This is a genomic window from Kroppenstedtia guangzhouensis (assembly GCF_014637345.1).
Taxonomy (GTDB): domain Bacteria; phylum Bacillota; class Bacilli; order Thermoactinomycetales; family DSM-45169; genus Kroppenstedtia; species Kroppenstedtia guangzhouensis.
Map to the genome: position 1 here is coordinate 1 of NZ_BMEX01000003.1, position 23,604 is coordinate 23,604.

Consider the following 23,604-nt stretch of genomic DNA (forward strand, 5'->3'; position numbering starts at 1 on the left):
CATCGCCTTCGGGGGGAACGATGCGAATGCCCTCAATGGCTTGGGCAATTCGTTTCTGAACTCCGGGTTCTTGCTTCATCAGGAATTTGTTGGCCTTTCGTGAAAGACGAAGGTCATATTTTAAGACCACGCTTGACCGCCTCCCACGAAACAAACTCCTCATCGTGGAACTGCTCCAATTCTTCCTCGTTCATCGGCACATCATCGGGCTCGCGTTGATTAATCTCATAATACGGGTCTTTCTGTCGGTCGATCAGGTAGCGGAGAAAGTCGTAGGCACTTTTTTTGTCCTGTTCGCGCAGGCGATCCACGAGCTTGTGAAGGTCGTCCTTTTCAATGCTCAATAGGGGCTCCTCCGTTTCGCTTGGAGATGTCCGCTAATTGAAATTAGCGGCTATGGTTTCGCTGAAATCCCGCTCTTGATGTCCGCTAACGGTTCGGATAAGCTAAGAATATCATGTCCACTAATGTTAGTCAAATCTCAAAGGAGGCGTGTGTATGAGTCGATCCCCTTCAATTTCCGACCAAGCGGAACATTGGATTGACCGCTTCATCGATGACCTAACTACCCATGATGACCTGAGCCCCAAGACGCTTCGAGAATATGCGGGGGATCTGCGGCTCCTTGCCGAGTGGATGGAAACCAGTTGGAGCACCCACCAGGAAGAAGATCGGAACTTTCATCCTGCGAAAATGACCACACCGACGCTGATCCGATACCGGGAGTATATGCAAACCGTCCGATCCTTAAAGCCCGCCACGGTCAACCGTCGGCTGGTGATCATTAAGCGCTTTTTCGACTGGGCGGCGAAGCAAAACATCGTGGCCCTCAATCCCGCCAAACCGGTCAAGCTTGTGCCGGTGGAAAAAACCAGTCCGCGGCAGATGACTGATCAGGAGGAAGCGGCCCTGATGACCGCCGTTCAACGGGACGGGACGATCCGGGACCGGACGATCCTTCTCCTGATGCTCCATACCGGCTTACGGACCATGGAGGTTTGTGACCTTCAGTACCAGGACGTGATCCTTGGCAAGCGAAGCGGCCGCCTTTTGGTTCGTTCTGGGAAACGGAACAAGCAACGGGAGGTCCCGCTTAACATCACCATTCGGACCGCGCTGGAGGAATATCTGGCAACGCTGGACACCCAGAGTGACGGTCCCCTCTTCCGTTCCGAAAAAACCGGCGGACGTCTGGGAGAGCGGGCCCTTCGTCACCTGATCCAGAAATACATGCGCCGGGCAGGGTTGGAAGGGTTAAGCGCCCATGATCTTCGACACCGGTTCGGGTACGTCATGGCCGATAAGACACCGCTTCACCGATTGGCCCAAATCATGGGGCACGATAGCCTGGACACCACGATGATTTATGTGCAGGCGACCCGTTCCGACCTCCAAGCCGAAGTGGAAAAGATCGCATGGCAATAGTGGACGAGTAACAAGAATCCTTTGGAGAGAACAGAAGGGAGAGCCAGATTTGCCTACATACGATCTGTTGTCACCGGCTCAGCGCGCTCAGTTTACCGAGGTTCCCGGGGAGATGAGTAATCGGGAATTGACTCGCTACTACACGTTGTCCCCGGAAGAGATCGAGGTCGTCAATCGCCGCCGGGGAGCCGCCAACCGGTTGGGATTTGCGGTTCAGCTCGGATACCTTCGGTTTCCGGGGCGTCCGTTATCGCCTCAGGAGAAAGTTCCATTGCCCATCCTGGCTCACATTGGCCGTCAGCTTGGGATCTCACCGGCCGTGATGCAAGACTATGCTCGTGGCCGGGATACCACTCGGCGGGAACACTTAGCGGAAATCCGCCGAACCTTTGGATACCGGTCCTTCACGTTGCGGGAATATCGCGAACTCAGCCGATGGTTGTCGCCGATCGCCATGGGAACCGACAAGGGGATCGTTCTCGTCGAATCTCTGATCCAGGAGATGCGAAACCGGAAAATCATCATTCCGGCCATGTATGCCGTCGAGCGGCTGGGCTGGTCGGTGCGCCGCAGGGCAGAAAACCGAGTCTATAGGCAACTAACGGAAGACTTGACGGCGGAACAATGTATCCAACTGGATCAGCTTTTGACAGTCCGGAAAGGCGGAAAACAAACCTACCTTACCTGGTTGCGACAGCCACCCGGTAGCGTCTCCAACAAAAGCTTCCACGAGATCATGGACCGGCGGGATTACATCCGGGATCTGCAACTTCCTCTGGATAACGCCCGACAGGTTCACCAGAACCGACTGACCCAGCTGGCCCGGGAAGGCTCCCGGTACTCCGCCCAACACTTGGCCCGTTTTAACGAGCGCCGACGTTACGCCACCCTGATGGCCTTCCTCTATCACACCTATGCCGCCCTTACGGACCAAGGCCTGGAGGTTCATGACAAGCTGATTGGACGATTGTTCAACCGCGGAGAGCACACCCACAAGGACCAATTCCAGCGAGACGGAAAAATGATCAATGAAAAGGTACGCCTGTACGCGAAAGTAGGCAAGGCACTCATTTCTGCCCGGGAGTCTGAACAAGATCCCTATGAGCTCCTGCAGTCCATCATCACTTGGGAAAAGTTTATTTCCACCGTGGAGGAGGCGGAACAACTCGCACGCCCGGCGGATTTTGATTTTCTGGACCTGCTGAATAGCCGTTATCATCAGCTTCGCAAGTATACGCCGCGGTTGTTGAATAGCTACGACTTCCGGGCTTCTGCCGCTCCCAGTGCTTCTCTTTTGGAAGCCCTTCAGCTATTGAAGGAGATGAACGTGACTGGCAAACGAAAGCTGCCGGATGAGGCTCCGGCAGCCTTTGTCAAACCCCGTTGGGAAAAACATGTGCTCCGCGAGGAGGGAATCGACCGGCATTATTACGAAATGTGTGCCCTGTCAGAGCTACGAAACCACCTTCGGTCCGGGGACCTGTGGGTGACGGGCAGCCGCCAGTACAAGGATTTCGATGAATACCTTTTGCCATTGGAGATGTGGGCCAAGATGAAGGGGGATCCCTCCCTGCCGATTGCGGCCCCGGTGGATGTCGATCGGTATTTGGAGGAACGCTCACGAAAAATGGAGGAGGAGCTGCAGAAGGTCGGCGAGTTGATCCGGAAAGACCAGTTGCCAGACGTTACTCTAACGAACGGGAAGCTCCGGATTACCCCCCTGAAAAAAGCCGTTCCTGACGGGGTGGAAGATTTGACCCGGCGCGCTTACGATCTGCTGCCACGAATCAAGCTGACCGATCTGTTGGTAGAGGTGGACGGCTGGACCCGGTTCCGGTCGGTTTACGGCATCCGGGGAACAGCCAACCTGGAGGAAGTCCTGGATGAGATTCTGGAAAACCATCGCAAAATCAACGCGATCACCGGCAAGCAACCGGAATTTTTCCGCTCCGGCACCGCCCACTATGATGACGTGGCGGTCAAAGCGGCCGGAGAACTGGGAATCCAAGTGGTCAATTATGACATTCTGGGTGATGCCGGGGGCACATACAACTCATATCAAGTGAAACAGGCTCTCCTCCGGTCCCGGGCCGGCTCGATCGCTCTTCTCCACATGAACCAACCCGGAAGCGGAACCTGTGCAGGGGTGAAAGAGGCCATCCCCATCTTGCGTGAACAGGGCTATCGCTTCGTCAAACTGGGGGATTATAGTCTGAGATGAGGAAAACCCGGAGACGCCTGTGGCGTCTCCGGGTTTTAGCTGATCCCTTTTATCCTTGCATTCCCTGTTTGATCCAACCTGCAACTGTGACCGTCCGTTTTGCCTGATGCATCACCGCGTCCTTCACATCTTCCTGCATGTTTCCTTCCGAATCCACCGTGACACTGGTTCCATAGGGGTTGCCTCCGCTCTTGTAAGCTGACTCATCTGTGTACCCCGGTGCCACCACGATCGCTCCCCAGTGGTACATGGTGGTATACAGGGACAAGACAGTCTGTTCTTGTCCGCCATGAGCGTTGTTGGCCGAAACCATGGCACTGACAGCCTTGTTGGCAAGTTTTCCTTGGAACCAAAGACCTCCAGTCGTATCCAAAAATTGTTTCATCTGAGAAGGGACATTTCCGAACCGGGTCGGAATGCTGAAGATGATCGCATCCGCCCATTCCAAGTCATCCAAGGAGACTTCCGGAACATCTTTAGTTGCTTCATAATGAGCCTTCCAAGCGGGATTGGATTCAATCGCTGACATAGGTGCGAGTTCCGGCACTTTTGATACCTTCACTTCGGCACCTGCCTGTTTGGCCCCCTCTTCTGCCCATTTGGCCAGCTTGATTGGTTCCTGTGGAGCTGTAATAAATAATCGCCAATTTAACGTTTGACATGGTCAATTCCCCTTTTCGTGTAAGTTATGTCTTTGTTTTTTTGATTTCTTTAATGAGTCTGCAATGGCTGTAACTTCGCCTCAATACTTTTCCGATGCGGTTCCAGGAAAGGAGGCAATGCGAGTGTTTTCCCCAGTTGATCCGGGGCTTCATCTGTCGCAAACCCGGGCCCATCGGTCGCCAACTCAAACAGAATTCCATTCGGCTCCCGGAAGTATATGGATTGGAAATAATAGCGATCCACCAGCCCCGACGTGACAAAACCGGCGGCCTCCAGGTGTTGATTCCACGCCTCATACTCCTGTTGATCGGGAACCCGGAACGCCACATGGTGAACTCCCCCGCGGCCCAATCGTTCAGGGGGAAGATCGGAACGTTCTTCCACGTGAACTTCGGCGCCGGCCCCTCCGGCTCCGGTGGTAAAAATGAGAATATCCGGCTGTGATTCAATCTGTGCCGGGATTTGTCCCACTTCCCGGAATCCCAGAATATCGACCAACACCCGTGCCGTCGGTTCAGCATCCCGCACCGTCAGCGTAACCGGCCCCAAGCCGCGGATTCCCCATCTGACAGGCACGGGACTCTTCTCCCATGGTGTTCCTCCGGGCACTCCCGGCGGATTATCATCTGCCACGAGCTGGAGACGATGCCCTTCGAAATCACGAAATGGAAGTGAGGCACGGCCTGCATGAGATCGGATCCCGTCATGATCCACTTGCAACGCTTGGAACCGATCCTCCCAATAGCGGAGAGCTTCCTGATTCGACACCCGGAGTGAAACGATGGAAATGCTGCTCACACCGGGAGAATTGGGTGCCAGGTTTGGAATATCGAAGAAGGTCAAGGTGGTACCCGGATGACCCAGTTCGTCTCCGTAATACAAGTGGTAGGAAGATGTGTCATCCTGGTTGACTGTTTTTTTAACCAGACGCATACCCAAGTTTTTTGTGTAAAAATCGACATTTCGGGACGCTTGTGCGGTTAATGCGGAGACATGGTGAATCCCCATCAGTTCCAATGACTTCACCTCCTTGTTAATTTGTCCATCGTTGATGCTTGCATTCAAAGCTATAATAATTAAACCAGCTTACTTTTGTCAAGTAACTATACATAAATAATAAACCCTCTGTTCATTGACAGAGGGTTTATTATTCAGGATTGGGTCACAAATTGTTCAATCCGATCCATCGCTTTTTGCAGTTGATCCATGGAAGTGGCATAGGAAAGGCGGACATGAGCAGAGGAACCGAAAGCGGATCCCGGAACCAGTGCCACCTTTTCCTGTTCCAGAAGAGCCTTCGCCCAAGCATCTGCATCGTCATAACCTGCAGTTTGTGCGGCTTCTGCTACATTGGCGAAAATATAAAAGGCGCCTTGAGGAACATCACAGTGAATCCCGGGGATCCTCAGCAAACGGTTCGCTACGTAATCCCGTCGTTTTCTAAACGCCGACAGCATTCTGTCCACCGGCTCCTGGGTGCCGGTCAAGGCCTCCAGGGCAGCATACTGGGCCACTGATGTCGGATTGGAGGTACTGTGACTGGATAACCTGGACATCGCTCCGATGATCCGGGCATCTCCCGCAGCGTAACCGATTCGCCAACCGGTCATGGAGTAGGTTTTGGACACTCCATTGATCACAACTGTCTGGGCTTTCAGCTCGGGACTCAGGGAAGCGATGCTGACATGCTTTTCGTCTGTGTAGATCAAGAGCTCGTAGATTTCATCAGAGATGATCGTCAGGTCATGCTCAAGACAAATGTCACCCAAGTTTTGGAGCTCTTGTCGACTGTACATGGCACCGGTGGGATTGGAGGGACTGTTGATCAAAAAGGCGACGGTTTTCTCCGTCACAGCATCTTTCAATTGATCCGAAGTCACTTTGAAACCCGTCTTTTCTGTGCCTTCAATGATCACCGGGGTTCCTCCGGCCAACTTCACCTGCTCGATGTAGCTGACCCAGTAAGGGGAGGGAATGATCACTTCATCACCCGGATCAAGGATGACCTGGAACAGATTGTACAGGGCGTGTTTGGCACCCACGGTCACCACGATCTCATCCCGGTTGTATTCAAGACCTTGATCCCGTTGGAACTTGGCCCGGATGGCATCTTTCAATTCCACCACTCCACCGGCGGGAGTATATTTGGTCAATCCTTGAGTCATCGCCTTCGCGGCAGCGTCCAAGATGTGCTTGGGTGTATTGAAATCCGGTTCTCCGGCTCCCAGCACGATCACATCGTGCCCCTGATTTTTCAATTCATTGGCCATGGTTGTGATTTCGATGGTTTTTGAAGGGGTTAACCGTTGAACCCGTTGGGACAGTTTCATCCTGGTGCTCCTCTCTTCCTTCCGTTTCATCCTCATTTTAACACAGCCCCAACCGGTTTGCTTACATTCGATCGCCATGGAGATCAATCGACAACTGGCGAATCTTCCGAAATAGACGAGTGACGGTTTCATCAACATATGGCCCCACATTAGATATACAAACTCAACCATTTTAACAGAACAGGAAACCTTCGGTTAACAGGTCCTCCCCTTCGGCCATCCCCGGATGAACAAGGGCTGAAGGATACCGTCCGGGCCACCCCGGGGCACGTCACACGGATTATTCCCCGAATGGGACCCTTTACAGGGGAATACGTCTGGCACTGTCATATCCTGAACATGAGGATCACGAAATGATGCGACCTTTTCTTGTTATCAAAAGAAAACAGTCTTAAGAAGCAGCCGGCCAAAATCCGGCTGCTTTTTTGGGAGGGAAATCCCCCGTTCAACCTCCGATGCGTACCGCATCCGACGATGAGGCAGTATATTTGAGGAGTTGACGGAACTGATCCCCTGACAACACTTCTTCCCTCAGTAACACATCCAAAGCTTCTTGAAACACATGCGAATACTGTTGAAGGAGATGCTCGGTCCGTTCATACAGATCTTTCAGGATCTTGGCCGATTCGGCATGTAACATCTCCTTGCCCACCAAGTCCTTGTCGATGATTCCCAGATCGGACAATCCCGCTTCCATCAAAGTCCGAATATAGCGGGTAGCCTGTTCGTAATCATTTTGGGCACCAGTGGATCGGTTTTTGTAAATCATCTGTTCTGCTGCTGCACCTGCCAAACAGATCATCACCTGATCCTCCAATTGTTTCCGGGTATACAGATAACGATCCTGTCCCGGATGATGCCGAACATACCCCAGTGCTTGCCCCCGGGGCGAAAGAGAGACTTGGGAGACCGAGCCTGAGCGAACCCATTCGGAAACCACCGCATGGCCCAGTTCATGAATGGCTACCCGTTCCCGTTCTTCCCGGGTGGTCTCCCGGTCCGTTTTCTCTCCCATCATGACCTTATCGATGGCCCGGGACAAATGTTCGTGACCGATCAGCCGGCTGTTATCCCTCAAGGCATAGATCGCCGCTTCATTAGTCAGACTTTCCAACTGGGCTCCGGAGAATCCGAAGGTTTCCAAGGCGATTCGCTCAATATCGGCATCCTCGGCCAAAGGCTTGTTCCGGGTATGCATCTTCAATATGGAGACCCTTGCTTGTTTATCCGGCAAATCAACCGAAATGTGACGATCAAAGCGACCCGGGCGTAACAAGGCGGAATCCAGCATATCTTTGCGGTTGGTGGCCGCAACCACCAGTACCTGTACTTCCTGATCCGAAGTGATTCCGTCCATCTCCGTCAACAATTGGTTGAGAGTCTGGTCATATTCCCGATGCTGGGAGCCTTCCCGCTTACCTCCGATCACATCGATTTCATCGATAAAGATGATGGCACTGTTCTTTTGATTCTTCCGCGCTTGGGTTCGTGCGTCCCGAAACAATTCCCGGATCCGCTGCGCCCCTACCCCCACATACATCTCCACAAATTCGCTTCCGCTGGTGGCCGCAAACACGGAATCAGTGTAGTGTGCCGCCGCTTTCGCCATCAATGTTTTCCCGGTCCCGGGAGGGCCGGACAACAGAATGCCTTTAATCGGACGGATCCCGTACTGCTGGATCCGATCCCGGTGAATCAGAAAATCCAATGCCTCTTTCAGTTCTTTTTTGGAACGGGCATGTCCCCCGATCTCCTCAAAGGAAACATCGGGAACCGAACTCTTGCGTTGTAGCCGTTTGTTCTGACCTACCCCGATCTGCGCGCCTGAACGGGACTGAAAAAAATACCAGGCCATCCCGACAATCACAGCCAAAACCAACAGGGGCAATGGACTGAATCCCAGATAGAGAAGGAAAAGGAGGATCGACAGGGTTACACCGATTGAGATTCCTTTACCCATGATCCTTCACCTCTCTTTCCGGTTGACTCAGGGGCAGAATCTGATACAGATAATGATCGCCCCGATGAAGTTCCACATAGACAAAATTTTTATCCATTCCGAGGCGGTATTGAATCCCTTCCCTTTCAGCTACCTGTTTCACTGTTTTGGGAATCATGGTGAACCGCCCATGAGCTATTCCTTCACGAATCCCGAAGACCATCCGATTCCATGCTTCAGTAAGGGTCGCATCCGGTCGGTCGGAAAGTCGAATCTCCACCTTGCGACTGCCCCCATGGGTCAGGATGGTTTTTCTTAAAGGGATATAATCTGAAATCAATGAAAATTGGGCATCCGGTCGAAGTTGAATCGTGATGCGGTCCGGTGCCACGTCCATCTTCTCTAATTTCACATGAGCCGTCTGTTGAACTGTCTCCCGAATCGGTTTTTCTGTCTGAAACCATTGAAAACCGAAGTATCCACCGAATAATACAAAGAGGCTGACAAACAATGCCAAAACGGCGACGGGCCATCGAATCTGCATCCTCCGTCAACCCCCCTTTCTACCAGCTTCTTAACGCATCGATAATAGTATATCATATTATATATACTCAAGATGTTAAGGATGAAAATGGTAACAAAAAAGAAAACCATGGTTCCTTATGGTTTTCCAAAATGATAAATCATCTTCTCGCCGGGCTGCCCCTTCACTTGCGGATAAATCCCCATTCTCAGGATGGAAAGCCCATCTTGATTAGGTCGATACCACATGTGGTATCGGATCCGGAATTTCCGGCTAGCCTGGTTGGCCGCCCCCTGTTCAAAACCCTCTCCCATCCATGCGCCCAATCGATCTCCAATTTCCTCACTGGACAAAACCGCTTGCACCCCGATTAAACCCTTTTTATTCTCCGGCAGCGGCTGAATCCGCAACACCGTTGATTTGATCAGAAGAAGATGATCCCTGGGGGATAAAAGGCCAAATTGTCGGGTCTTCAGTTTTTCCGCTTGCTTTCCCCGACTCAGAAAGATGGTATTCCCTTCTTTTCGAATACGAATCCTTTTCTCTCCATCCGGATCCTGGCTTTCCAGAAACCAGTTCACTCCTTGTTGTTTGCCGTTGAATCGCAGGGAGTGGACCGAAAGGGTAAAGGGATAGCGCGATTGATTCAACTGGCCATCGATATGCCGGAACAAGTGGAAGCGGGTCGCTTGTTCCTCTGATCCTTTCTCATGCTCCCCGTGACACCCGGAGAGTAAAACCAGGGCCAAAGTCAACAGCCACCCGGTCCAGTATCGAAGATGCAAGTGGCTCCCTCCCCCGCTCTTTTTTCCATTTTACTTGGCACCGATGCCAATTATCACCCCAAAGTGAAAAAGTGCATGGATAACTGACGTTGTGATGGTGATGCGCAGCAGGAAAAGCCTCATCCATCCTCAAAAAGAAAATCCCGCCGCATGTTTGCAATTTGTTTGCAAAACACGAACGGGAAAAACTTCCTAAACCAACGGTCTTAAAGACGTGATACGTGAAAAAATGTGTTAACATAACGGAATTCCCCGGGGTGATACTATGTTTACACAAGGAGGTGAGCCAATTGGAGGCTTCCCTTCCGTCCGGATGGATCCGCGATTGCTTGCAACACCAAGTATCCGGCGAAGAACTGGAGAAGATCCAAGCCTATATGCAAGCAGAATCCTGGGCCTCTCCCGCCTTCAGGAGATGGAGAGCTTCCGTTGAAGAAGAGTCCAGGATTCCTTTGCGTTTCCACCTGGAAATCGATTTGAAAATGTAACCTATCCAGTATTTTAACGAATTTTCTCCTGCCTATACCCCCCACCATGATTTCCCTGCCGCCGATTGGCGGCTTTTTTCTAGGGGGCCACCTTTGCAAAAGCACGGTTGGCTTCAAACCGGATTTTTTCCTCATCCAAAGTGAGAAGTTCCCGGTTGCGCATCAAGGGACGACCCGCCACATAGACATCCTGCACATCATCCCGGCTCGCAGCATAAACCAGATGGGAAACCGGGTCATGTAAGGGCTGAAGATGGGCACCGTTGAGATCGATCGAGATCAAATCTGCCTGTTTTCCCGCCTCCAGTGTTCCGATCTGATCTTCCAAAAACAGAGCTTCTGCTCCGTATAGAGTTCCCATCCGGAGTGCGGTTTCAGCAGGGACGGCCTCCGGATCCCTCCGAACCCCTTTATGGATCAGTGCGGCCAGACGGACCTCCTCCATCAGATCCAGATTGTTGTTGCTGGCCGCTCCATCCGTTCCCAAGGAAGGGCGGATACCCGCTTTCAGCATCTCGGGGATGGGGGCAATTCCACTCCCCAACTTCAGGTTACTCCCCGGATTGTGGGATACTTTCACATCCTTTTCGGCCAGAATCCCGATCTCCTCAGTTGTCAGGTGGACTGCATGGGCCACCAGACAGGGACGGTCAAACACTCCCAATCTCCGGAGGTGAGCCACCGGTCGGGCATTGTAATCCCGCAGGTTTTGCTCCACCTCCGCCTGCGTTTCAGACATATGAATATGAATCGGAACCCCCAGCTCTGCAGAGTCGGCAACCAATTTTTCTATATAATCAGGTGGACAAGTGTAGGGAGCATGAGGTGCCATCATCACCGAAATGCGCCCCCCGGCGCCCCCATTCCAATCCCGGACAAAGCGGATGGCCTCCTGTCGTTTCGCCTCCTGCTCCTCCCGAGAACCCAATCCGATCACTCCCCGACACAAACTGGCCCGGATGCCGGATTGTGCGACCACATCGGCCACATCATCCATATGGTCATACATATCGGTAAAGCAAGTGGTACCGCCGCGGATCATTTCGGCCACTGCCAGGGAGGTTCCCCATCGGACCTGGCGGGGGCCAAATCTCTCTTCCATGGGCCACATCTTTTCTTCTAACCAGATTTTCAAGGGCAGATCATCGGCAAACCCTCTGAGAAGCGTCATCGCCGCGTGCCCATGGGTATTGACCCATCCGGGAAGAAGCAATCTCCCTTGCATGTTCACCACTTCGTCCGCATCAATCTCCGGGTTTCCCGTCCCCACCTGAGCGATGATTTCCCCGTCGATCAGCAACCAGGCGTTTTCCAGAGGGCGGGACTCTTCTTCTTTCATGGTCAGAATGCGGGCATGGGTTAAGAGCCGTTTCATGTTTTTCCTCCTTCGGTTTTGAGTCCTCACCTCCTCAACATACCCCACTTCTTTTTTCCGGACAAGGTGTTGGATTCATGGCTGCTCGAGAGGGGTACCTCTGGAAGCAGCATTGGAAGCATTGTGAAAAAGCCGTTCACAGGGAAGGTTGGGGTTCGTTCAGAACAACGAAACAGCCATGTGAAACCCCATCCCGACCGACCTGGCTGCCACTCATTCACAACACTTTAGTTCTGAGAGATAAAGGATAAGATCTCTGACAGATCATAAGGATTGGTAGGGCGGCTGATCGGTGCAAAAAGATCTCCTTCCTCCTGAAGACGATGATGTACGGTCTCCAATGTAAACCGATCCGGTGTCAGCCCCGGTTTTAACTCTTCCCACCGCAGGGGGACAGAAATGGTGGCCTCCCGCCGGGCACGCGGAGAGTATACGGTGATCAAGGATTTCCCCTTCCAATGCTGCAGATAATCAAAGTAGACCCGACTCCCCCGCTTTTTCACCTGACGCTCGATGGTGATCAAGCGTGGATTCTTATCCTTGAGATAACGGGCCACAAATTGACTGAGAATCCGGGTCTCCTCAAAAGTATGCTTGGGTTGGATCGGAACATACAGCTGAAGTCCTGTTGCACCCGAAGTTTTGACAACTCCGTCCAAACCCATGGACTGAAGAACCTCCCGAGTGAGAAGTGCCGTCTCCATCACCGCTTCAAAGCCCTCCACTGACGGATCGAGATCAAAGACAAGCTCCGTGGGATAACCCGGTCGGTCCACCCGATCGAAGGAAACATGAAATTCCAGACAGGCCAGGTTTCCCAACCAGATCAGAGTCGGGGCATCCTGCAAAAGGATGTGATTCACTTCACCGGAGCGAGCAGTCTGAACCCATCGGGGTGCATGGTCCGGAACGTTTTTTTGGTAAAAGAACTTACCATCCACCCCATCCGGATAGCGAATCGTTGTCAGATACCGTCCCCGGGCATAAGAAAGAATCTGGGGCGCCAATCGGCTTAAATGCAAAATCCAGTCCCATTTGGTGATTTCGGGAAATAACTTTTTATCCGGGTTCGTGATCTGAATCTTCTTTCCTTCAACTTGCACAATCCGGTTCATTGCCACTCTCCTTTATCGAATCAGCCCAAATTAACCGGGACAAATGACCAGAAATTGATTCCGGACATATAGTGCCTGTAGAGAAAAAATCAACTCAAGGAGGAAATATCATGATGTCCGAAGAGCAGCCACGCTTGGAGGGAACCTCATCCCCATTGTCACCTCATGTCTCTAGCGGTGTCCCGGGTAACTTCTACGGCACCTACGGTCTTCCGGCGGATGCTTACAATTATTCGCCTACAACCTACGATTCGGGGAATCTGCAAACCAGCCAATTTTTTCCATTTTTTGGATTCCCTTATGGTGGATTTGGCCCCTTCTACCGCCCGTTTCCCTTTTACCGTCCCTTTCCCTATCGTCCTTTCTTTTGGTGAAACGGTTGGGAAGACCCGGTGAAAACCGGGTCTTCCCATTTTCTCATGAATCGGGGAGACGAAAACCGATCACCGCGGGGGAGCGCAGCGTCCCCTGGGGGGTCCATTCCATGTAACGTACTTCCACTCGCAACACCGGCTCCATCCAAATAGCCTGAAGACGGGCGGGAGGCGGATTTACCACAACTGGTAACTTTCGTTTCAGGCCGGGAACAGCCTCAGTCAACAACCTCCGCTCTTTTTCATTCAACCCGGAGCTCACACGACCGATATATGTCCATCCGTCATCTCCTTTCAATCCCAATAGAATAGACCGTACCAGACTGCCGCGGGTTAACACGCCCACAACAGTGGCTGTCAGGGTTTGAAAATGCTTCACTTTTTGCCAAGAAGGGTGTTTCTGTCCGGGGTGGTATACACCCTTCCGTTCCTTCATCACAATTCCTTCCAACTGTTGCTGACGGGTGGCTTCCCACAAACCCGGACCGTCACTAAAACTGTCACAAAGGTGCAGGGTGGTTGAATTCGGAGGGATCAATCCGGTCAGAATCTCCAATCGATGAGTCAAAGGCTCTTTCATCAAATTACGTCCGTCCAAGGACAAAAGATCAAAAACCATGTATTGAACAGGAATCTTGTCCATGATGGATCGGAGCCTGTTCAGGTCCGACAAGAGTTCTCGCTTTAACACCCGAAAAAAATCCGGTCGTCCCTCTTGAAGTACGATCACTTCCCCGTCCAAGATCGTCGATTTGCAAGAAAGTCCGGCCATCTCCTTTGTCAGTTCAGGGTACCAGAGAGTCCTGCACCGTTGTTTCCGATTGAAAAGCTCAACTTGGCCCCGTTCCAAAAAAGCCAGCATTCGGATCCCATCCCATTTCACCTGATACAGCCAATCTTCGGATGCAAACACTTCTCTTCGGGGAACCGGTTCCATGGGAGCGATAATTGTCACTTGGGTTCACCCGCCTTTTTGATTCCAGCATGCCTCACATCGGAATGGAAAAGCCCTCCCACCGAATAGGCTTTGAATTGGAGGTGATGAAAAGTATGCCAACACTTCTCGTCCAGATTGCCCTGATTGTGATTTTGGTCCGGTCTGTATACCGGGTGATCCGTTCCTTCCAGGCGTCCAAACCCGATTGGATGGAGGTGGCATTCAAACTGGCAGTGGCGATCGTCGCTTTGTGGTGGTTGATGGACTTCTTTTAGGGCGAGTCCCGTGTTTATTGGACCCCACGTATGAAATAGACACTCGGACCATAGACATGTATTATCCGGGAGGCGGAAAAATCATGGATTTATCATGGAAACAAACCCTGATCCAGACTCTGCTGGTAACGGTGATTGCGGTGAACATGATGTGGGTGGGATTGTTGGTCGCCCGCAGCCAGTTGGAGCCTGCCGGGACAGCACCTGTCGTGGGCCAACCCGGTTCTCCGGCTTCCCAAAAAGAGTTTCGCCTGAGATATGAAGGAGTCACCAGAGAAGGAGCGTGGGAGGTGGAGCATTACCGGATGATCGAAATCATTCGCGATGCTAAGGGCGAAAAAATCCGGACGCGTCCCGCCGGTGAAGAGACCCACCTTCGGTATTGGAAAGGGGATTCCTCCTGACAGTCGCTATCTCGCGGCTGTTTTCTTTTTTCTTGGCTTCTTTTTCTTTTTCCCGGATTGTTCCAGACTCGCCTTTAAAGCCTCCATCAGATCGACTACCCGCTCCGGTTGACGCTCGGGAGCTTCCACAATTTCTTCTCCTTTGATTTTTTTCTCGATGGCCTCTTCCACCGCCTGCCGATACTCATCCCGATATTTTTCAGGATCAAATGCTGTCGTCAGCTGATCAATCAGCTGTTTGGCCATTTCCATCTCCTTTTCCGGCAATTCTACCCCTGCGGGAACCTCCGGCACTTGGGCAACATCCCGGACCTCATCGGGATAAAAGATGGTTTCCATCACCAGGCAACTTTGATGAACACGCACCACCGCCAGGGATTGTTTGGATCGGATCGTGATTTTGGCCACCCCGATCTTTCCCGTTTCGGCCATCGCGTCCCGCAACAGCGAATAGGCGTGATTCCCGTGATCTCCGGGACCGAGATAATAGGATTTATCATAATAAATGGGATCGATCTCCTCCAGTTTGACAAAATCCAGGATCTCGATCGCCTTTCGGTTTTCCGGCAGGATGGCTTCCATTTCCTCTTTTTTCATCAGAACAAATTGGTTATCAGCGTATTCATACCCCTTGACCACTTCCTCCCAGGGAACCTCGGTATCACAGGTGGGGCAATACCGGGAATACTTGATCGGGGTTTTGCACTTTTCATGGAGACTGCGAAAGGAGATGCTTTTATCCTGAGTGGCCGAAAACAGACGGACCGGAATATGGACCAGACCGAAGCTGATGGCTCCTTTCCAGATGGTGTGCACGGATGATCCCCCCTAACGGCCGATGGCATCAGCCTTCGGCAGAATTCCTTCCCAACATTGACGGGATTCTTCTCTCCGCCCCTTCAACAGATGACAGAGACCCTCAAAGAAAATAGGTTCTTCCCACTTGGGAGAAAGCTCCCGGGCGTTCTGAAAGGCGATCCCCGCTTTTTCGGGATCCCGTTTTTCCAGGAGAACCCGCCCCAACTGGTAGTATCCCAAGGAACGGGCCACAGTATCCCGTGTTTCGATCACCTGGCGGGCAATGGCTTCCGCTCCATCAAAATCTCCGCTGTGGACGGACAATCGGGAACGGAGAATTAACCACAAGGGATCTTCAAGCAGACTTGTGGGAAGACCGGACCATACCTTTTTTACCTGATCCGAGTCACCGATTTGCAAAAGGTACCAGACGTAAGTAAACAGGAGGTCCCGATTCCCCGCTTCCAGTGTCAAACCCTTTTTCAGGTATGCCATGGCTCTTTCCCTTTGCCCCAAAACCCACAGGTTCCAGCTCAACCCGTGATACGCCCTGACGTTTTTCGGATCTGCATTTATCAATTTCCGGTACCATGGGATCGCTTGCCGGGGTTCTCCTCGCTCCTCAAAGTGACGGGCGATCGATTCCACCACCACCGGATGCCGGGTTTTCTGATATGTGGCCATTCTCCAATATGAAACACTGTCATCATGTCCCAGCTTTTCATAACAACAGGAAAGGTAATACATTGCCTCCCAATCTTCCTCATCAACCCGCAAGGCATGGAAAAAAATCGGGATCGCCTCATGATAATAACCCAATCGATAATGACAAGCCCCCAGGTTGAACCAGGTGTCCCCCCTCTCCTCATCCAGATTCAACGCCCGCGTGAATTGGCGAATAGCAAGTTCATCCTCTTCCTGACGGACATGGATGCACCCCAGCATGTGATGGGCAAAAGCGTTGAATCGGGGGATCTCCGAGGTTTGGGTCACCAATTGAAATTGACGGCGGGCTTCCTCCAGATTTTCCTGCTGAAAATCACTTAAGCCCAAGTACAATCGACCCAACAGAAATTCAGGTTCCTTTTCAACCACTTCATGAAAGTAAGGCCGGGCCTCCCCGAACATTTTCAGCTGGTAATATCCCTGTCCTTGACGGAAGGTTCGCACCACCTGACTGTCCAGAAAAAACTCACCGCTGATTTCCTCTTCTTCCTCCGCCAATTCCGGATGTTGTTTGAGAATGGAGGCCACTTGTTCCTCCAATACAGCCCAACCTTCCAATAATGAATGGGTATGTTGATGGATTTTTTGAAACTCCGTCCGCAGTTGGCTGCGCTCCTCCGGGGCGGAGTTCCCAAAGGTTTCAGCAATCTGGGACAGGTGTTTTTGCATTTCTTGCAACCAGGGTTGTAACATCTTTTCACCTCCTTTTCGATTGGTTTGGCTTTTAAGTAGTCTCTCCACAGAAACTAAAAAAATGATCCCTTGTCATCCTCGGATGGGGATTTGCCTCCATGCACAAAGCCCTTGCCATTGGGCAAGGGCTTTGTCTTTAATACAAACTGATTTACGATTCAAATAACCACACCGTGAGTTTCCTCCCCGATCATTTCCTGCACTTGATTTCCTTCACCCATGATGGCCACTCGGGGACGGTGGCGTTCTGCTTCTTCTTTCGTCATCATCGCATAGGAGATGATGATCACTTTATCTCCGGGCTGGACCAGCCGGGCGGCGGCTCCATTGAGACAAATGGTGCCGCTACCTCGGCGACCGGGAATTACATACGTTTCCAGCCGGGCCCCGTTGTTGTTGTTAACAACCTGCACTTTTTCATTGGGTAAAATATCCACTTGTTCCATCAGATCTTCATCGATAGTAATGCTGCCCACATAGTTGAGATTGGCCTCTGTCACGGTGGCCCGGTGAATTTTGGACTTCATTAGGGTGAGGTACATCTTGTTCCCTCCTCTTGTGGCCAAATCACATTGTCGATCAGGCGGGTTGAGCCCAGACGGACGGCCACGGCCGCAATCGATCGGTCGCCGTCCAGTCTATCCAGGGGTTCCAGTTCCGGGTAGCTGAGGACTTCCACATAGTCAATCAAGAGACCCTCCGCCTTTTCCAGCCTTTCCCGGATAAACTGAACCGCTTCCGCTGCCCGGCATAGCCGTCCCGCCTCCCGTTCACGGGTCGCTTCCCGGAGGGTTTTGTACAGGATGGCTGCCTGTTTCCGCTCTTCTGGCGACAGATAAACATTCCGGGAGCTCATCGCCAGACCGTCCGCTTCCCGTACCGTCGGGCAGGAGACCACTTCCACGGGGAAGTTGAGATCTTGGACCATCTGTTGGATCACCGCCACCTGCTGCGCATCTTTTTGACCAAAGTAGGCTCGGTCCGGTTCCACGATATGGAACAGCTTGGACACCACAGTGGCCACACCGTCGAAGTGGCCGGGGCGGGAGGCTCCGCACAACCGGTCGGTGAGACCGGTGATTCGGACGGTGGTCTTCGCTCCGTTTGGATACATCTCTCCCACCCCGGGAGTGAACAGAATATCAGCCCCCGCTTCTCCCGCCAATTTTTGATCCCGTTCCAGGTCCCGCGGATAACGATCCAGGTCCTCTCCGGGACCAAATTGCAAAGGATTGACAAAGACGGAAACCACCACCTGCTCACACTCCTTGGCAGCCTGTCGGATGAGGCTGAGATGACCCTCATGAAGATAGCCCATCGTCGGTACCAAGCCCAGACGCCTCTCCCGATGTGGGCGGAGAAAGTCTCTGAGTTGGGCAATCCTCTCGATCTTCTGCATTAATCCTTCTTCCTTTCTCCACCATAGAGGTGATCCACCACACCCGGAGCTCGGAAGGTGTGTTCTTCTCCGGGAAAGATCCCATCCCGAACCTCTTTCACGTAGGCTTGGATGCCCTTGACGGCCATCTCCCCCATATGTCCATAAGACTTGACAAAAGAGGGCTGAATCTCACTTCCATACTGAAGCACATCGTGATAGACGAGAACCTGTCCGTCACAATTTCTTCCGGCACCGATCCCGATCGTCGGAATCGAGAGGGAACGGGTGATCCTGGAAGCCACCTCATCCGGGACACACTCCAACACCAGTGCAAATACACCTGCCTCTTCCAGTCGCCGGGCTTCCTCGAGCAGTTGTCGGGCGCTTTCTGCATCTTTTCCTTGGATCCGGTATCCACCCAGTTGGTGAACCGCCTGCGGTGTCAAACCAATATGGCCCATCACGGGGATCCCTGCTGCGACACAGGCGCGAATCCCGGGAAGAACTGCATCACATCCTTCCACTTTGACTGCCCGGGCCCCTCCCTCTTGCATCAGACGTCCTGCTACTTTTAACACTTTCTCCGGGGTGAGGTGGGCGGTCAAAAAGGGTAGATCTGACACCACCAGGGCTCTTTGGGATCCGCGGGTCACTGCTTTGGTGTGATGAACCATATCCTCCAGTGTGACCGGAACGGTGGAATCATATCCGAGCACCACCATTCCCAGGGAATCCCCCACCAGGAGGAGATCGGCTCCCCCCGCTTCCGCAAGTTTCGCCGATGGATAGTCGTAGGCGGTAATCATGGCGATTTTGGTGTTTTCAGCCTTCATTCGACTGAGTGTCCGAAGCGTCACGCTTTTTCCGTGTGCAGTCATGGAACAAACCTCCTTGTGATGCTCCGGAGTCAGAGGCGGGAACATTAAAAAACACCTTATCAGCCCAAACAGGAACAGACAAGGTGTCGGCTTATCAACCATACCTCTGTCTCCGTCCCAAAGGCTCAGAGCAGATTTATCGGGTGACAAAAAAGAACGAACAAAGGTGGCACGTGCGGCTCCGGGAAGGATGCCGCCGCTGCCACCTTTAAGGGTAAACGAAAACCGATCGCTTCTCAACAGTCGATTTCCGCGGAAAAAACCGGGCTCACTTGATCTCCCCGCTGAATTAGAAGCGCTCCGGATCGATCCAATCCCACCGCCGTACCTTTGACAGGCCCTTCGGGAGTGAGGGTTCGAATCTGCCGCCCGAGCATTCCGGCATATTCTTCCCACAGAATTCGGATGGGTTCAAAGCCATGAGCCAGATAAGCATCGTACAATCCTTCCAATTCTTCCAGGATCTTTGCGATCAGTTTCGGCCTGTGATAAGTCGTGTTTCCTTCAATCGCCAGGGATGTGGCCGTTTCTTTCAATTCCTTGGGCCAGCAGGATGCAGTCACATTCACATTGATTCCCATTCCCAGCACCACATATTGGACTTGATCCTGTTCTCCCCGGGTCTCTGTCAGGATTCCGCATACTTTTCTCCCATGGATCAGAAGATCGTTGGGCCATTTGATCCGGATTTCCAGCCCCGTCTCCTGCCGAAGCGCCCGGGTGAGAGCCACCGAAGTGAGTAATGTGAGTTGGGGAGCTTGGATGAGAGGGATCGGTGGCCGTAGAATCAGGCTCATCCAAATTCCGCTGTGGGGTGGGGAGACCCAAGTGCGGCCCAGCCGCCCCCTGCCTTGCACCTGTTCCTCGGTGATGACCAGTGAGCCTTCCACGGCCTCCTCCCGGGCCCATTCATGAGCCAGCAATTGCGTGGAACTCATTTTTTGTCGATAACGGATCTGTTGACCGAAACGATCGGTGGACAAATGGGGCTTCAACTCCTCAGGAGCCACCCGGTCCGGACGGTAGATCAGTCGGTAGCCTCTTTTGGGGCGGGCTTCAATCTGATACCCCTCTTTTCTGAGCTCTTCAATCTGTTTCCAGATGGCGGTCCGACTGCATTGCAAATGCTCACTGATCTCTTCCCCGGACAAAAAATCATCCTGCCTTTCCAGAAAAAAAGAGAGCAACTGTTCACGAATCCTGCTGGACAAGTCGACATCCCTCCTCGATCAGCGCCTCAGCCTCATTGGGGAGTTCTCCGAGAGCCACTTTTTTCAACAGTGTATTCAACACCCGTCCCGTCCAGGGGCCCGGCTTGCGTCCCGTGGCTTCCATCAGGCTCCGTCCATTTACGCGCAGCTCCCGGAGATGATGTACCGGCATCTCCCGTTGCCACCGGATCAGGGCCTCCCGCATCCCCTCTTCTTCCTCTGCGTCCCAACGATGGATAGCAGCCGCTGTTTCCAAGGCGGACTCCAGTTTCTCTTTTCCATGAGTGAGGAGAAACTGTTTTCCGGTGCGGCCATCTATGGGAGTGAGCTGCCACTGAAATCCCAGCCGATACACTGAAGAGACGATTTCCACGTCTTTAGCCGGCAGGCGAAAACTTCTCAGATGTGGTTTGGACTTCTCCGGGTGAACACCACACAGGTGAAGAAACAGAGCCCAACGGGCCCATCGTCCTATCCGACGATCCATCTCTTCCACGGGAATGGCCGGGTCACCGACGACACGACCCCAACGGGTAAAGGGGGGTAAATGGGGGAACAACCCCATCTCCCATAGGGGACGGATTCCCCGTGACGGTTTTTCCGTTGCCCACAATTTTTCCAATTCCTGCGTCACCCGTTCTACCACCAGGTAACGCAGGAGGGATTTTTGGCGGATCAGAGCCACTTTCGTCTGTTCATCCAGCCGGAATCGAAGTTGGGCACAAAATCGCAGGGCTCGCACCATGCGCAAAGCATCCTCCTGAAAACGCTCTTCTGCTTCCCCTACCGCCCGAACCAATTTGGATTGGAGATCCTTTTCCCCCCCGAAAGGGTCGATCAGGCACCCCCGACGGTCCCGAGCCATTGCATTGATCGTAAAATCCCTGCGGGCAAGATCCGTTTCCAATCTTTTTATAAACTGAACTTGCCCCGGGTGACGGTGATCTCTATATCCCGTTTCCTCCCGAAACGTGGTCACCTCCACCGCCTGTCGATGGATTAGAACGGTCACAGTCCCATGCTGGATGCCGGTCGCCACTGTCTTGGCAAAGAGAGATTGAACCTTCTCTGGCGGTGCATCCGTCGCCACATCATAATCTGTCGGTTCCCGGTTCAGTAGCTCATCCCGGACGCACCCCCCCACCCAGTAAGCCTGAAATCCCGCCTCTTCCAGCCGTTCCAGCACCTGAAGCGAGGCCTTTCGGGCCTCTTTCATTGCTGAATCACCTTTTGGTAGAGGGATTCATACTGATCCGCGATTTTTTGGGCACAAAATTCCTTCCGAGCCCGTTGGAGGCCGGTTTCCGAGAATCGGTCATACAGATGGGGATCAGATAATAGTTGGATGGCATAGCGGGCCATCGAATCCACCTCCCCGATCGGTGCCAAATACCCCGTCTCTCCATGAATCACAACTTCCGGGAGCCCGCCGGCATTGGAACCGACAGTGGGCACGCCACAAGCCATCGCCTCCAGTGCGACTAAACCGAAGCTCTCCTTGGAGGACGGGAGCAGGAGAAGATCCGCCAGAGAGATCAGCCGGGCCACTTCATTCTGTTTCCCTAGAAAATCGATCCGTGACTCCATCCCCAACTCCTTGGCCATTTTTACCGCCTCGGACCAGTCAGGCCCTTCCCCCACCAGAATCAGGCGTGAGGGGATTTCCCGGTTCACCTGTTCAAAGATCCGGATCACATCGAACACCCGTTTCACCGGACGGAAATTGGAGATGTGCAACAAGATCTTTTCATGGGGGGCGGCATATTCTTTCCGAAGATCCGACACATCTGTGGGTTTGTATACCCGCTGATCCACAAAATTGTAGATTCGTATCAGGGGGTTGTCCACACAGAGCAACTCTCTTGTCTGATGGATCAAGTCCTCGGAAACCGCTGTTACCGCATCGCTTTCACGAATTCCAAAACAGATAATATCCTTGAGGGACGGATCTTCCGCCATCACCGTGATATCCGTCCCGTGCAAAGTGGTGACCACCTTCAACGAGTTCCCCACCATCTGTTTGGCGAGATAGGCGCAAAGGGCATGGGGAACCGCATAATGTACATGGATCAGGTCTAGCTTGTGTATTTTGGCCACCTGGGCCATCCGGTTGGCAAGGGCCAGATCATAGGGCGGATAACGAAACACTGCATAACGGTTGGCCTCCACTTCATGATAATGAATATTATGATGAAACCGCCCCAGGCGAAAGGGCATGTCATAGGCGATAAAATGTACCTGATGTCCCCTCTCGGCCATCACTTTTCCAAGCTCCGTCGCCACCACACCCGATCCTCCGTGGCTTGGGTAACAAGTGATTCCGATGCGCATGATTCTCCTTCCCTCCCTCTCAAATCAGCAGATCCATGGGGATGGCACCTGCCGATACCAGCCCCTCGGCATGACTGGTCCCGATCTGGTGTCCCCAAATCTGATCCCGTCCTTCCACCATTGCCAGATAGGTGGGTCGGTTTAAGGGTGTATCCGCCCGTTCCGGACCGGGAACAAACTGACTTTCAAAGGCCAGGATCGCCTCTTTTTTTCGGGAATAGACATCGCTGACATCGATGATCACATCTGCTTGGCCGGTATGATTGATGAAATAGAAAAAGAGTTGCCGAACCCGGTGGGGAGCCTCTCCTTCCTCCGCAGCTTTCTTTCGGATCCCTGCATCAAACACCGCTTCTCGAACCAAACGGCTGCAGGCAGTATGATCCGGATGTCTGTCTTCCCAGTGAGGCGCCAGCACCACCTGGGGTTTCAGACGGCGGATCAGCTTCACCATCTCAGCCAATTGTTCCGGTGATCCATTCAATCCCCGATCGGCAAATCCCAAACGATAGCGGCCTGCCAATCCCAGAATTTCCGATGCCCGGTCCGCTTCCTTGCGACGGGTAACCACATCCCCATTGGAGGAAAGCTCCCCATCAGTCAGGTCACAGATCGCCACGGGGATTCCCCGGGATGTATGGCGCAGAACAATCCCAGCAGCACCGATTTCCACATCATCGGGGTGAGCTCCAAAGGCCAGGATTTCCACATGGTCTGATTTTTCCATAGGTT

23 protein-coding genes and 3 pseudogenes are annotated in these 23,604 nt (G+C 52.7%); 7 read left to right on the forward strand and 19 right to left on the reverse strand.

Going from position 1 to position 23,604, the window contains the following annotated elements:
- Positions 1 to 113: 113 nt before the first annotated feature.
- On the reverse strand, positions 114 to 344 hold the full coding sequence (locus tag IEV46_RS04450; protein WP_188430361.1) for a hypothetical protein: 231 nt from the start codon (positions 342 to 344) through the stop codon (positions 114 to 116).
- 154 nt (positions 345 to 498) lie between these two features.
- Between IEV46_RS04450 and IEV46_RS04455 the strand changes: the two genes are divergently transcribed.
- Complete coding sequence (locus IEV46_RS04455; RefSeq protein ID WP_188430370.1) at positions 499 to 1,425, forward strand: tyrosine-type recombinase/integrase; 927 nt, start codon at positions 499 to 501, stop codon at positions 1,423 to 1,425.
- A 49-nt stretch (positions 1,426 to 1,474) separates the two neighbouring features.
- Positions 1,475 to 3,259: pseudogene (locus tag IEV46_RS04460) on the forward strand (Tn3 family transposase); the annotation flags it as partial.
- A gap of 436 nt (positions 3,260 to 3,695) precedes the next feature.
- On the opposite strand, the pseudogene wrbA reads toward IEV46_RS04460, so the two are convergent.
- The 3 genes and pseudogenes from wrbA to IEV46_RS04475 form a co-directional block, all read right to left on the reverse strand.
- Positions 3,696 to 4,308, reverse strand: a pseudogene (gene wrbA, locus IEV46_RS04465) (NAD(P)H:quinone oxidoreductase).
- A 49-nt stretch (positions 4,309 to 4,357) separates the two neighbouring features.
- Positions 4,358 to 5,326: a ring-cleaving dioxygenase gene (locus tag IEV46_RS04470; protein WP_188430375.1), complete on the reverse strand. Its 969-nt coding sequence runs from the start codon at positions 5,324 to 5,326 to the stop codon at positions 4,358 to 4,360.
- Positions 5,327 to 5,460: 134 nt separating this feature from the next.
- Positions 5,461 to 6,639, reverse strand: coding sequence for a pyridoxal phosphate-dependent aminotransferase (locus IEV46_RS04475; RefSeq protein WP_188430377.1), 1,179 nt, complete (start codon positions 6,637 to 6,639; stop codon positions 5,461 to 5,463).
- Positions 6,640 to 6,834: 195 nt separating this feature from the next.
- Here IEV46_RS04475 and IEV46_RS04480 point away from each other — a divergent pair.
- Positions 6,835 to 7,034, forward strand: a pseudogene (locus IEV46_RS04480) (multicopper oxidase domain-containing protein); the annotation flags it as partial.
- 50 nt (positions 7,035 to 7,084) lie between these two features.
- Here the strand turns inward: IEV46_RS04480 and IEV46_RS04485 are convergent.
- From IEV46_RS04485 to IEV46_RS04495, 3 genes are all read right to left on the reverse strand, one after another.
- Complete coding sequence (locus tag IEV46_RS04485; protein WP_188430379.1) at positions 7,085 to 8,599, reverse strand: AAA family ATPase; 1,515 nt, start codon at positions 8,597 to 8,599, stop codon at positions 7,085 to 7,087.
- Complete coding sequence (locus tag IEV46_RS04490; protein WP_188430382.1) at positions 8,592 to 9,122, reverse strand: hypothetical protein; 531 nt, start codon at positions 9,120 to 9,122, stop codon at positions 8,592 to 8,594. Before IEV46_RS04490 ends, IEV46_RS04485 begins: the two co-directional genes overlap by 8 nt.
- A 116-nt stretch (positions 9,123 to 9,238) precedes the next feature.
- On the reverse strand, positions 9,239 to 9,886 hold the full coding sequence (locus IEV46_RS04495; protein WP_188430384.1) for a hypothetical protein: 648 nt from the start codon (positions 9,884 to 9,886) through the stop codon (positions 9,239 to 9,241).
- Between the two features lie 290 nt (positions 9,887 to 10,176).
- On the opposite strand from IEV46_RS04495, the gene IEV46_RS04500 reads away from it, so the two are divergent.
- On the forward strand, positions 10,177 to 10,374 hold the full coding sequence (locus tag IEV46_RS04500) for a hypothetical protein (RefSeq protein WP_188430386.1): 198 nt from the start codon (positions 10,177 to 10,179) through the stop codon (positions 10,372 to 10,374).
- Positions 10,375 to 10,453: 79 nt separating this feature from the next.
- Here the strand turns inward: IEV46_RS04500 and IEV46_RS04505 are convergent, their stop codons facing one another.
- Both IEV46_RS04505 and ligD read right to left on the reverse strand, forming a co-directional pair.
- Positions 10,454 to 11,749, reverse strand: a complete 1,296-nt coding sequence (locus IEV46_RS04505) for an amidohydrolase (protein ID WP_188430388.1) — start codon at positions 11,747 to 11,749, stop codon at positions 10,454 to 10,456.
- Positions 11,750 to 11,976: 227 nt separating this feature from the next.
- Positions 11,977 to 12,864, reverse strand: a complete 888-nt coding sequence (ligD, locus tag IEV46_RS04510; RefSeq protein ID WP_188430390.1) for a non-homologous end-joining DNA ligase — start codon at positions 12,862 to 12,864, stop codon at positions 11,977 to 11,979.
- Between the two features lie 110 nt (positions 12,865 to 12,974).
- Here ligD and IEV46_RS04515 point away from each other — a divergent pair, with 110 nt between their 5' ends.
- Positions 12,975 to 13,238, forward strand: a complete 264-nt coding sequence (locus IEV46_RS04515; RefSeq protein WP_188430392.1) for a hypothetical protein — start codon at positions 12,975 to 12,977, stop codon at positions 13,236 to 13,238.
- Between the two features lie 43 nt (positions 13,239 to 13,281).
- On the opposite strand, the gene IEV46_RS04520 is transcribed toward IEV46_RS04515, so the two are convergent.
- Positions 13,282 to 14,193, reverse strand: coding sequence for an ATP-dependent DNA ligase (locus IEV46_RS04520; RefSeq protein ID WP_188430394.1), 912 nt, complete (start codon positions 14,191 to 14,193; stop codon positions 13,282 to 13,284).
- Here IEV46_RS04520 and IEV46_RS04525 point away from each other — a divergent pair.
- Together IEV46_RS04525 and IEV46_RS04530 are read left to right on the forward strand one after the other, a co-directional pair.
- Positions 14,187 to 14,450, forward strand: coding sequence for a hypothetical protein (locus IEV46_RS04525; protein ID WP_188430396.1), 264 nt, complete (start codon positions 14,187 to 14,189; stop codon positions 14,448 to 14,450). The two genes, IEV46_RS04520 and IEV46_RS04525, sit on opposite strands and share 7 nt — an antisense overlap.
- Before the next feature lie 83 nt (positions 14,451 to 14,533).
- Complete coding sequence (locus IEV46_RS04530) at positions 14,534 to 14,854, forward strand: hypothetical protein (RefSeq protein ID WP_188430398.1); 321 nt, start codon at positions 14,534 to 14,536, stop codon at positions 14,852 to 14,854.
- Positions 14,855 to 14,860: 6 nt separating this feature from the next.
- Here the strand turns inward: IEV46_RS04530 and ku are convergent, their stop codons facing one another.
- From ku to bshB1, 9 genes are all read right to left on the reverse strand, one after another.
- Positions 14,861 to 15,670 carry a non-homologous end joining protein Ku gene (ku, locus tag IEV46_RS04535; RefSeq protein ID WP_188430400.1) on the reverse strand — a complete coding sequence of 270 codons (810 nt, stop codon included), beginning with the start codon at positions 15,668 to 15,670 and terminating at the stop codon, positions 14,861 to 14,863.
- A 12-nt stretch (positions 15,671 to 15,682) separates the two neighbouring features.
- Positions 15,683 to 17,071 carry a tetratricopeptide repeat protein gene (locus IEV46_RS04540; protein ID WP_188430402.1) on the reverse strand — a complete coding sequence of 463 codons (1,389 nt, stop codon included), beginning with the start codon at positions 17,069 to 17,071 and terminating at the stop codon, positions 15,683 to 15,685.
- A 158-nt stretch (positions 17,072 to 17,229) separates the two neighbouring features.
- Positions 17,230 to 17,613, reverse strand: a complete 384-nt coding sequence (gene panD, locus IEV46_RS04545) for an aspartate 1-decarboxylase (protein ID WP_188430404.1) — start codon at positions 17,611 to 17,613, stop codon at positions 17,230 to 17,232.
- The gene (panC, locus tag IEV46_RS04550; RefSeq protein ID WP_188430406.1) at positions 17,598 to 18,470 is read right to left on the reverse strand and encodes a pantoate--beta-alanine ligase; all 873 of its coding nucleotides are present in this window, start codon (positions 18,468 to 18,470) and stop codon (positions 17,598 to 17,600) included. The genes panD and panC overlap by 16 nt, the downstream gene beginning before the upstream one ends.
- Complete coding sequence (gene panB, locus IEV46_RS04555) at positions 18,470 to 19,330, reverse strand: 3-methyl-2-oxobutanoate hydroxymethyltransferase (RefSeq protein WP_188430408.1); 861 nt, start codon at positions 19,328 to 19,330, stop codon at positions 18,470 to 18,472. Before panB ends, panC begins: the two co-directional genes overlap by 1 nt.
- A gap of 236 nt (positions 19,331 to 19,566) precedes the next feature.
- Positions 19,567 to 20,541, reverse strand: coding sequence for a biotin--[acetyl-CoA-carboxylase] ligase (locus tag IEV46_RS04560; protein ID WP_188430410.1), 975 nt, complete (start codon positions 20,539 to 20,541; stop codon positions 19,567 to 19,569).
- Positions 20,522 to 21,757, reverse strand: a complete 1,236-nt coding sequence (locus IEV46_RS04565; protein WP_188430413.1) for a CCA tRNA nucleotidyltransferase — start codon at positions 21,755 to 21,757, stop codon at positions 20,522 to 20,524. The genes IEV46_RS04560 and IEV46_RS04565 overlap by 20 nt, the downstream gene beginning before the upstream one ends.
- Positions 21,754 to 22,872, reverse strand: coding sequence for an N-acetyl-alpha-D-glucosaminyl L-malate synthase BshA (gene bshA, locus IEV46_RS04570; RefSeq protein WP_188430415.1), 1,119 nt, complete (start codon positions 22,870 to 22,872; stop codon positions 21,754 to 21,756). Before bshA ends, IEV46_RS04565 begins: the two co-directional genes overlap by 4 nt.
- A gap of 19 nt (positions 22,873 to 22,891) precedes the next feature.
- Positions 22,892 to 23,599 (reverse strand): bacillithiol biosynthesis deacetylase BshB1, encoded by a 708-nt coding sequence (gene bshB1, locus IEV46_RS04575; protein ID WP_188430417.1) that lies wholly within the window; start codon positions 23,597 to 23,599, stop codon positions 22,892 to 22,894.
- Positions 23,600 to 23,604 lie beyond the last annotated feature (5 nt).

Excerpts from the sequence above, each read along its gene's own strand:
- IEV46_RS04455 (WP_188430370.1), top strand. The coding sequence starts at position 499 with ATGAGTCGATCCCCTTCAATTTCCGACCAAGCGGAACATTGGATTGAC.
- IEV46_RS04475 (WP_188430377.1), bottom strand. The coding sequence starts at position 6,639 with ATGAAACTGTCCCAACGGGTTCAACGGTTAACCCCTTCAAAAACCATC.
- IEV46_RS04485 (WP_188430379.1), bottom strand. The coding sequence starts at position 8,599 with ATGGGTAAAGGAATCTCAATCGGTGTAACCCTGTCGATCCTCCTTTTC.
- IEV46_RS04490 (WP_188430382.1), bottom strand. The coding sequence starts at position 9,122 with ATGCAGATTCGATGGCCCGTCGCCGTTTTGGCATTGTTTGTCAGCCTC.
- IEV46_RS04505 (WP_188430388.1), bottom strand. The coding sequence starts at position 11,749 with ATGAAACGGCTCTTAACCCATGCCCGCATTCTGACCATGAAAGAAGAA.
- ligD (WP_188430390.1), bottom strand. The coding sequence starts at position 12,864 with ATGAACCGGATTGTGCAAGTTGAAGGAAAGAAGATTCAGATCACGAAC.
- IEV46_RS04515 (WP_188430392.1), top strand. The coding sequence starts at position 12,975 with ATGATGTCCGAAGAGCAGCCACGCTTGGAGGGAACCTCATCCCCATTG.
- IEV46_RS04530 (WP_188430398.1), top strand. The coding sequence starts at position 14,534 with ATGGATTTATCATGGAAACAAACCCTGATCCAGACTCTGCTGGTAACG.
- IEV46_RS04540 (WP_188430402.1), bottom strand. The coding sequence starts at position 17,071 with ATGTTACAACCCTGGTTGCAAGAAATGCAAAAACACCTGTCCCAGATT.
- panD (WP_188430404.1), bottom strand. The coding sequence starts at position 17,613 with ATGTACCTCACCCTAATGAAGTCCAAAATTCACCGGGCCACCGTGACA.
- panC (WP_188430406.1), bottom strand. The coding sequence starts at position 18,470 with ATGCAGAAGATCGAGAGGATTGCCCAACTCAGAGACTTTCTCCGCCCA.
- panB (WP_188430408.1), bottom strand. The coding sequence starts at position 19,330 with ATGACTGCACACGGAAAAAGCGTGACGCTTCGGACACTCAGTCGAATG.
- IEV46_RS04565 (WP_188430413.1), bottom strand. The coding sequence starts at position 21,757 with ATGAAAGAGGCCCGAAAGGCCTCGCTTCAGGTGCTGGAACGGCTGGAA.
- bshA (WP_188430415.1), bottom strand. The coding sequence starts at position 22,872 with ATGCGCATCGGAATCACTTGTTACCCAAGCCACGGAGGATCGGGTGTG.
- bshB1 (WP_188430417.1), bottom strand. The coding sequence starts at position 23,599 with ATGGAAAAATCAGACCATGTGGAAATCCTGGCCTTTGGAGCTCACCCC.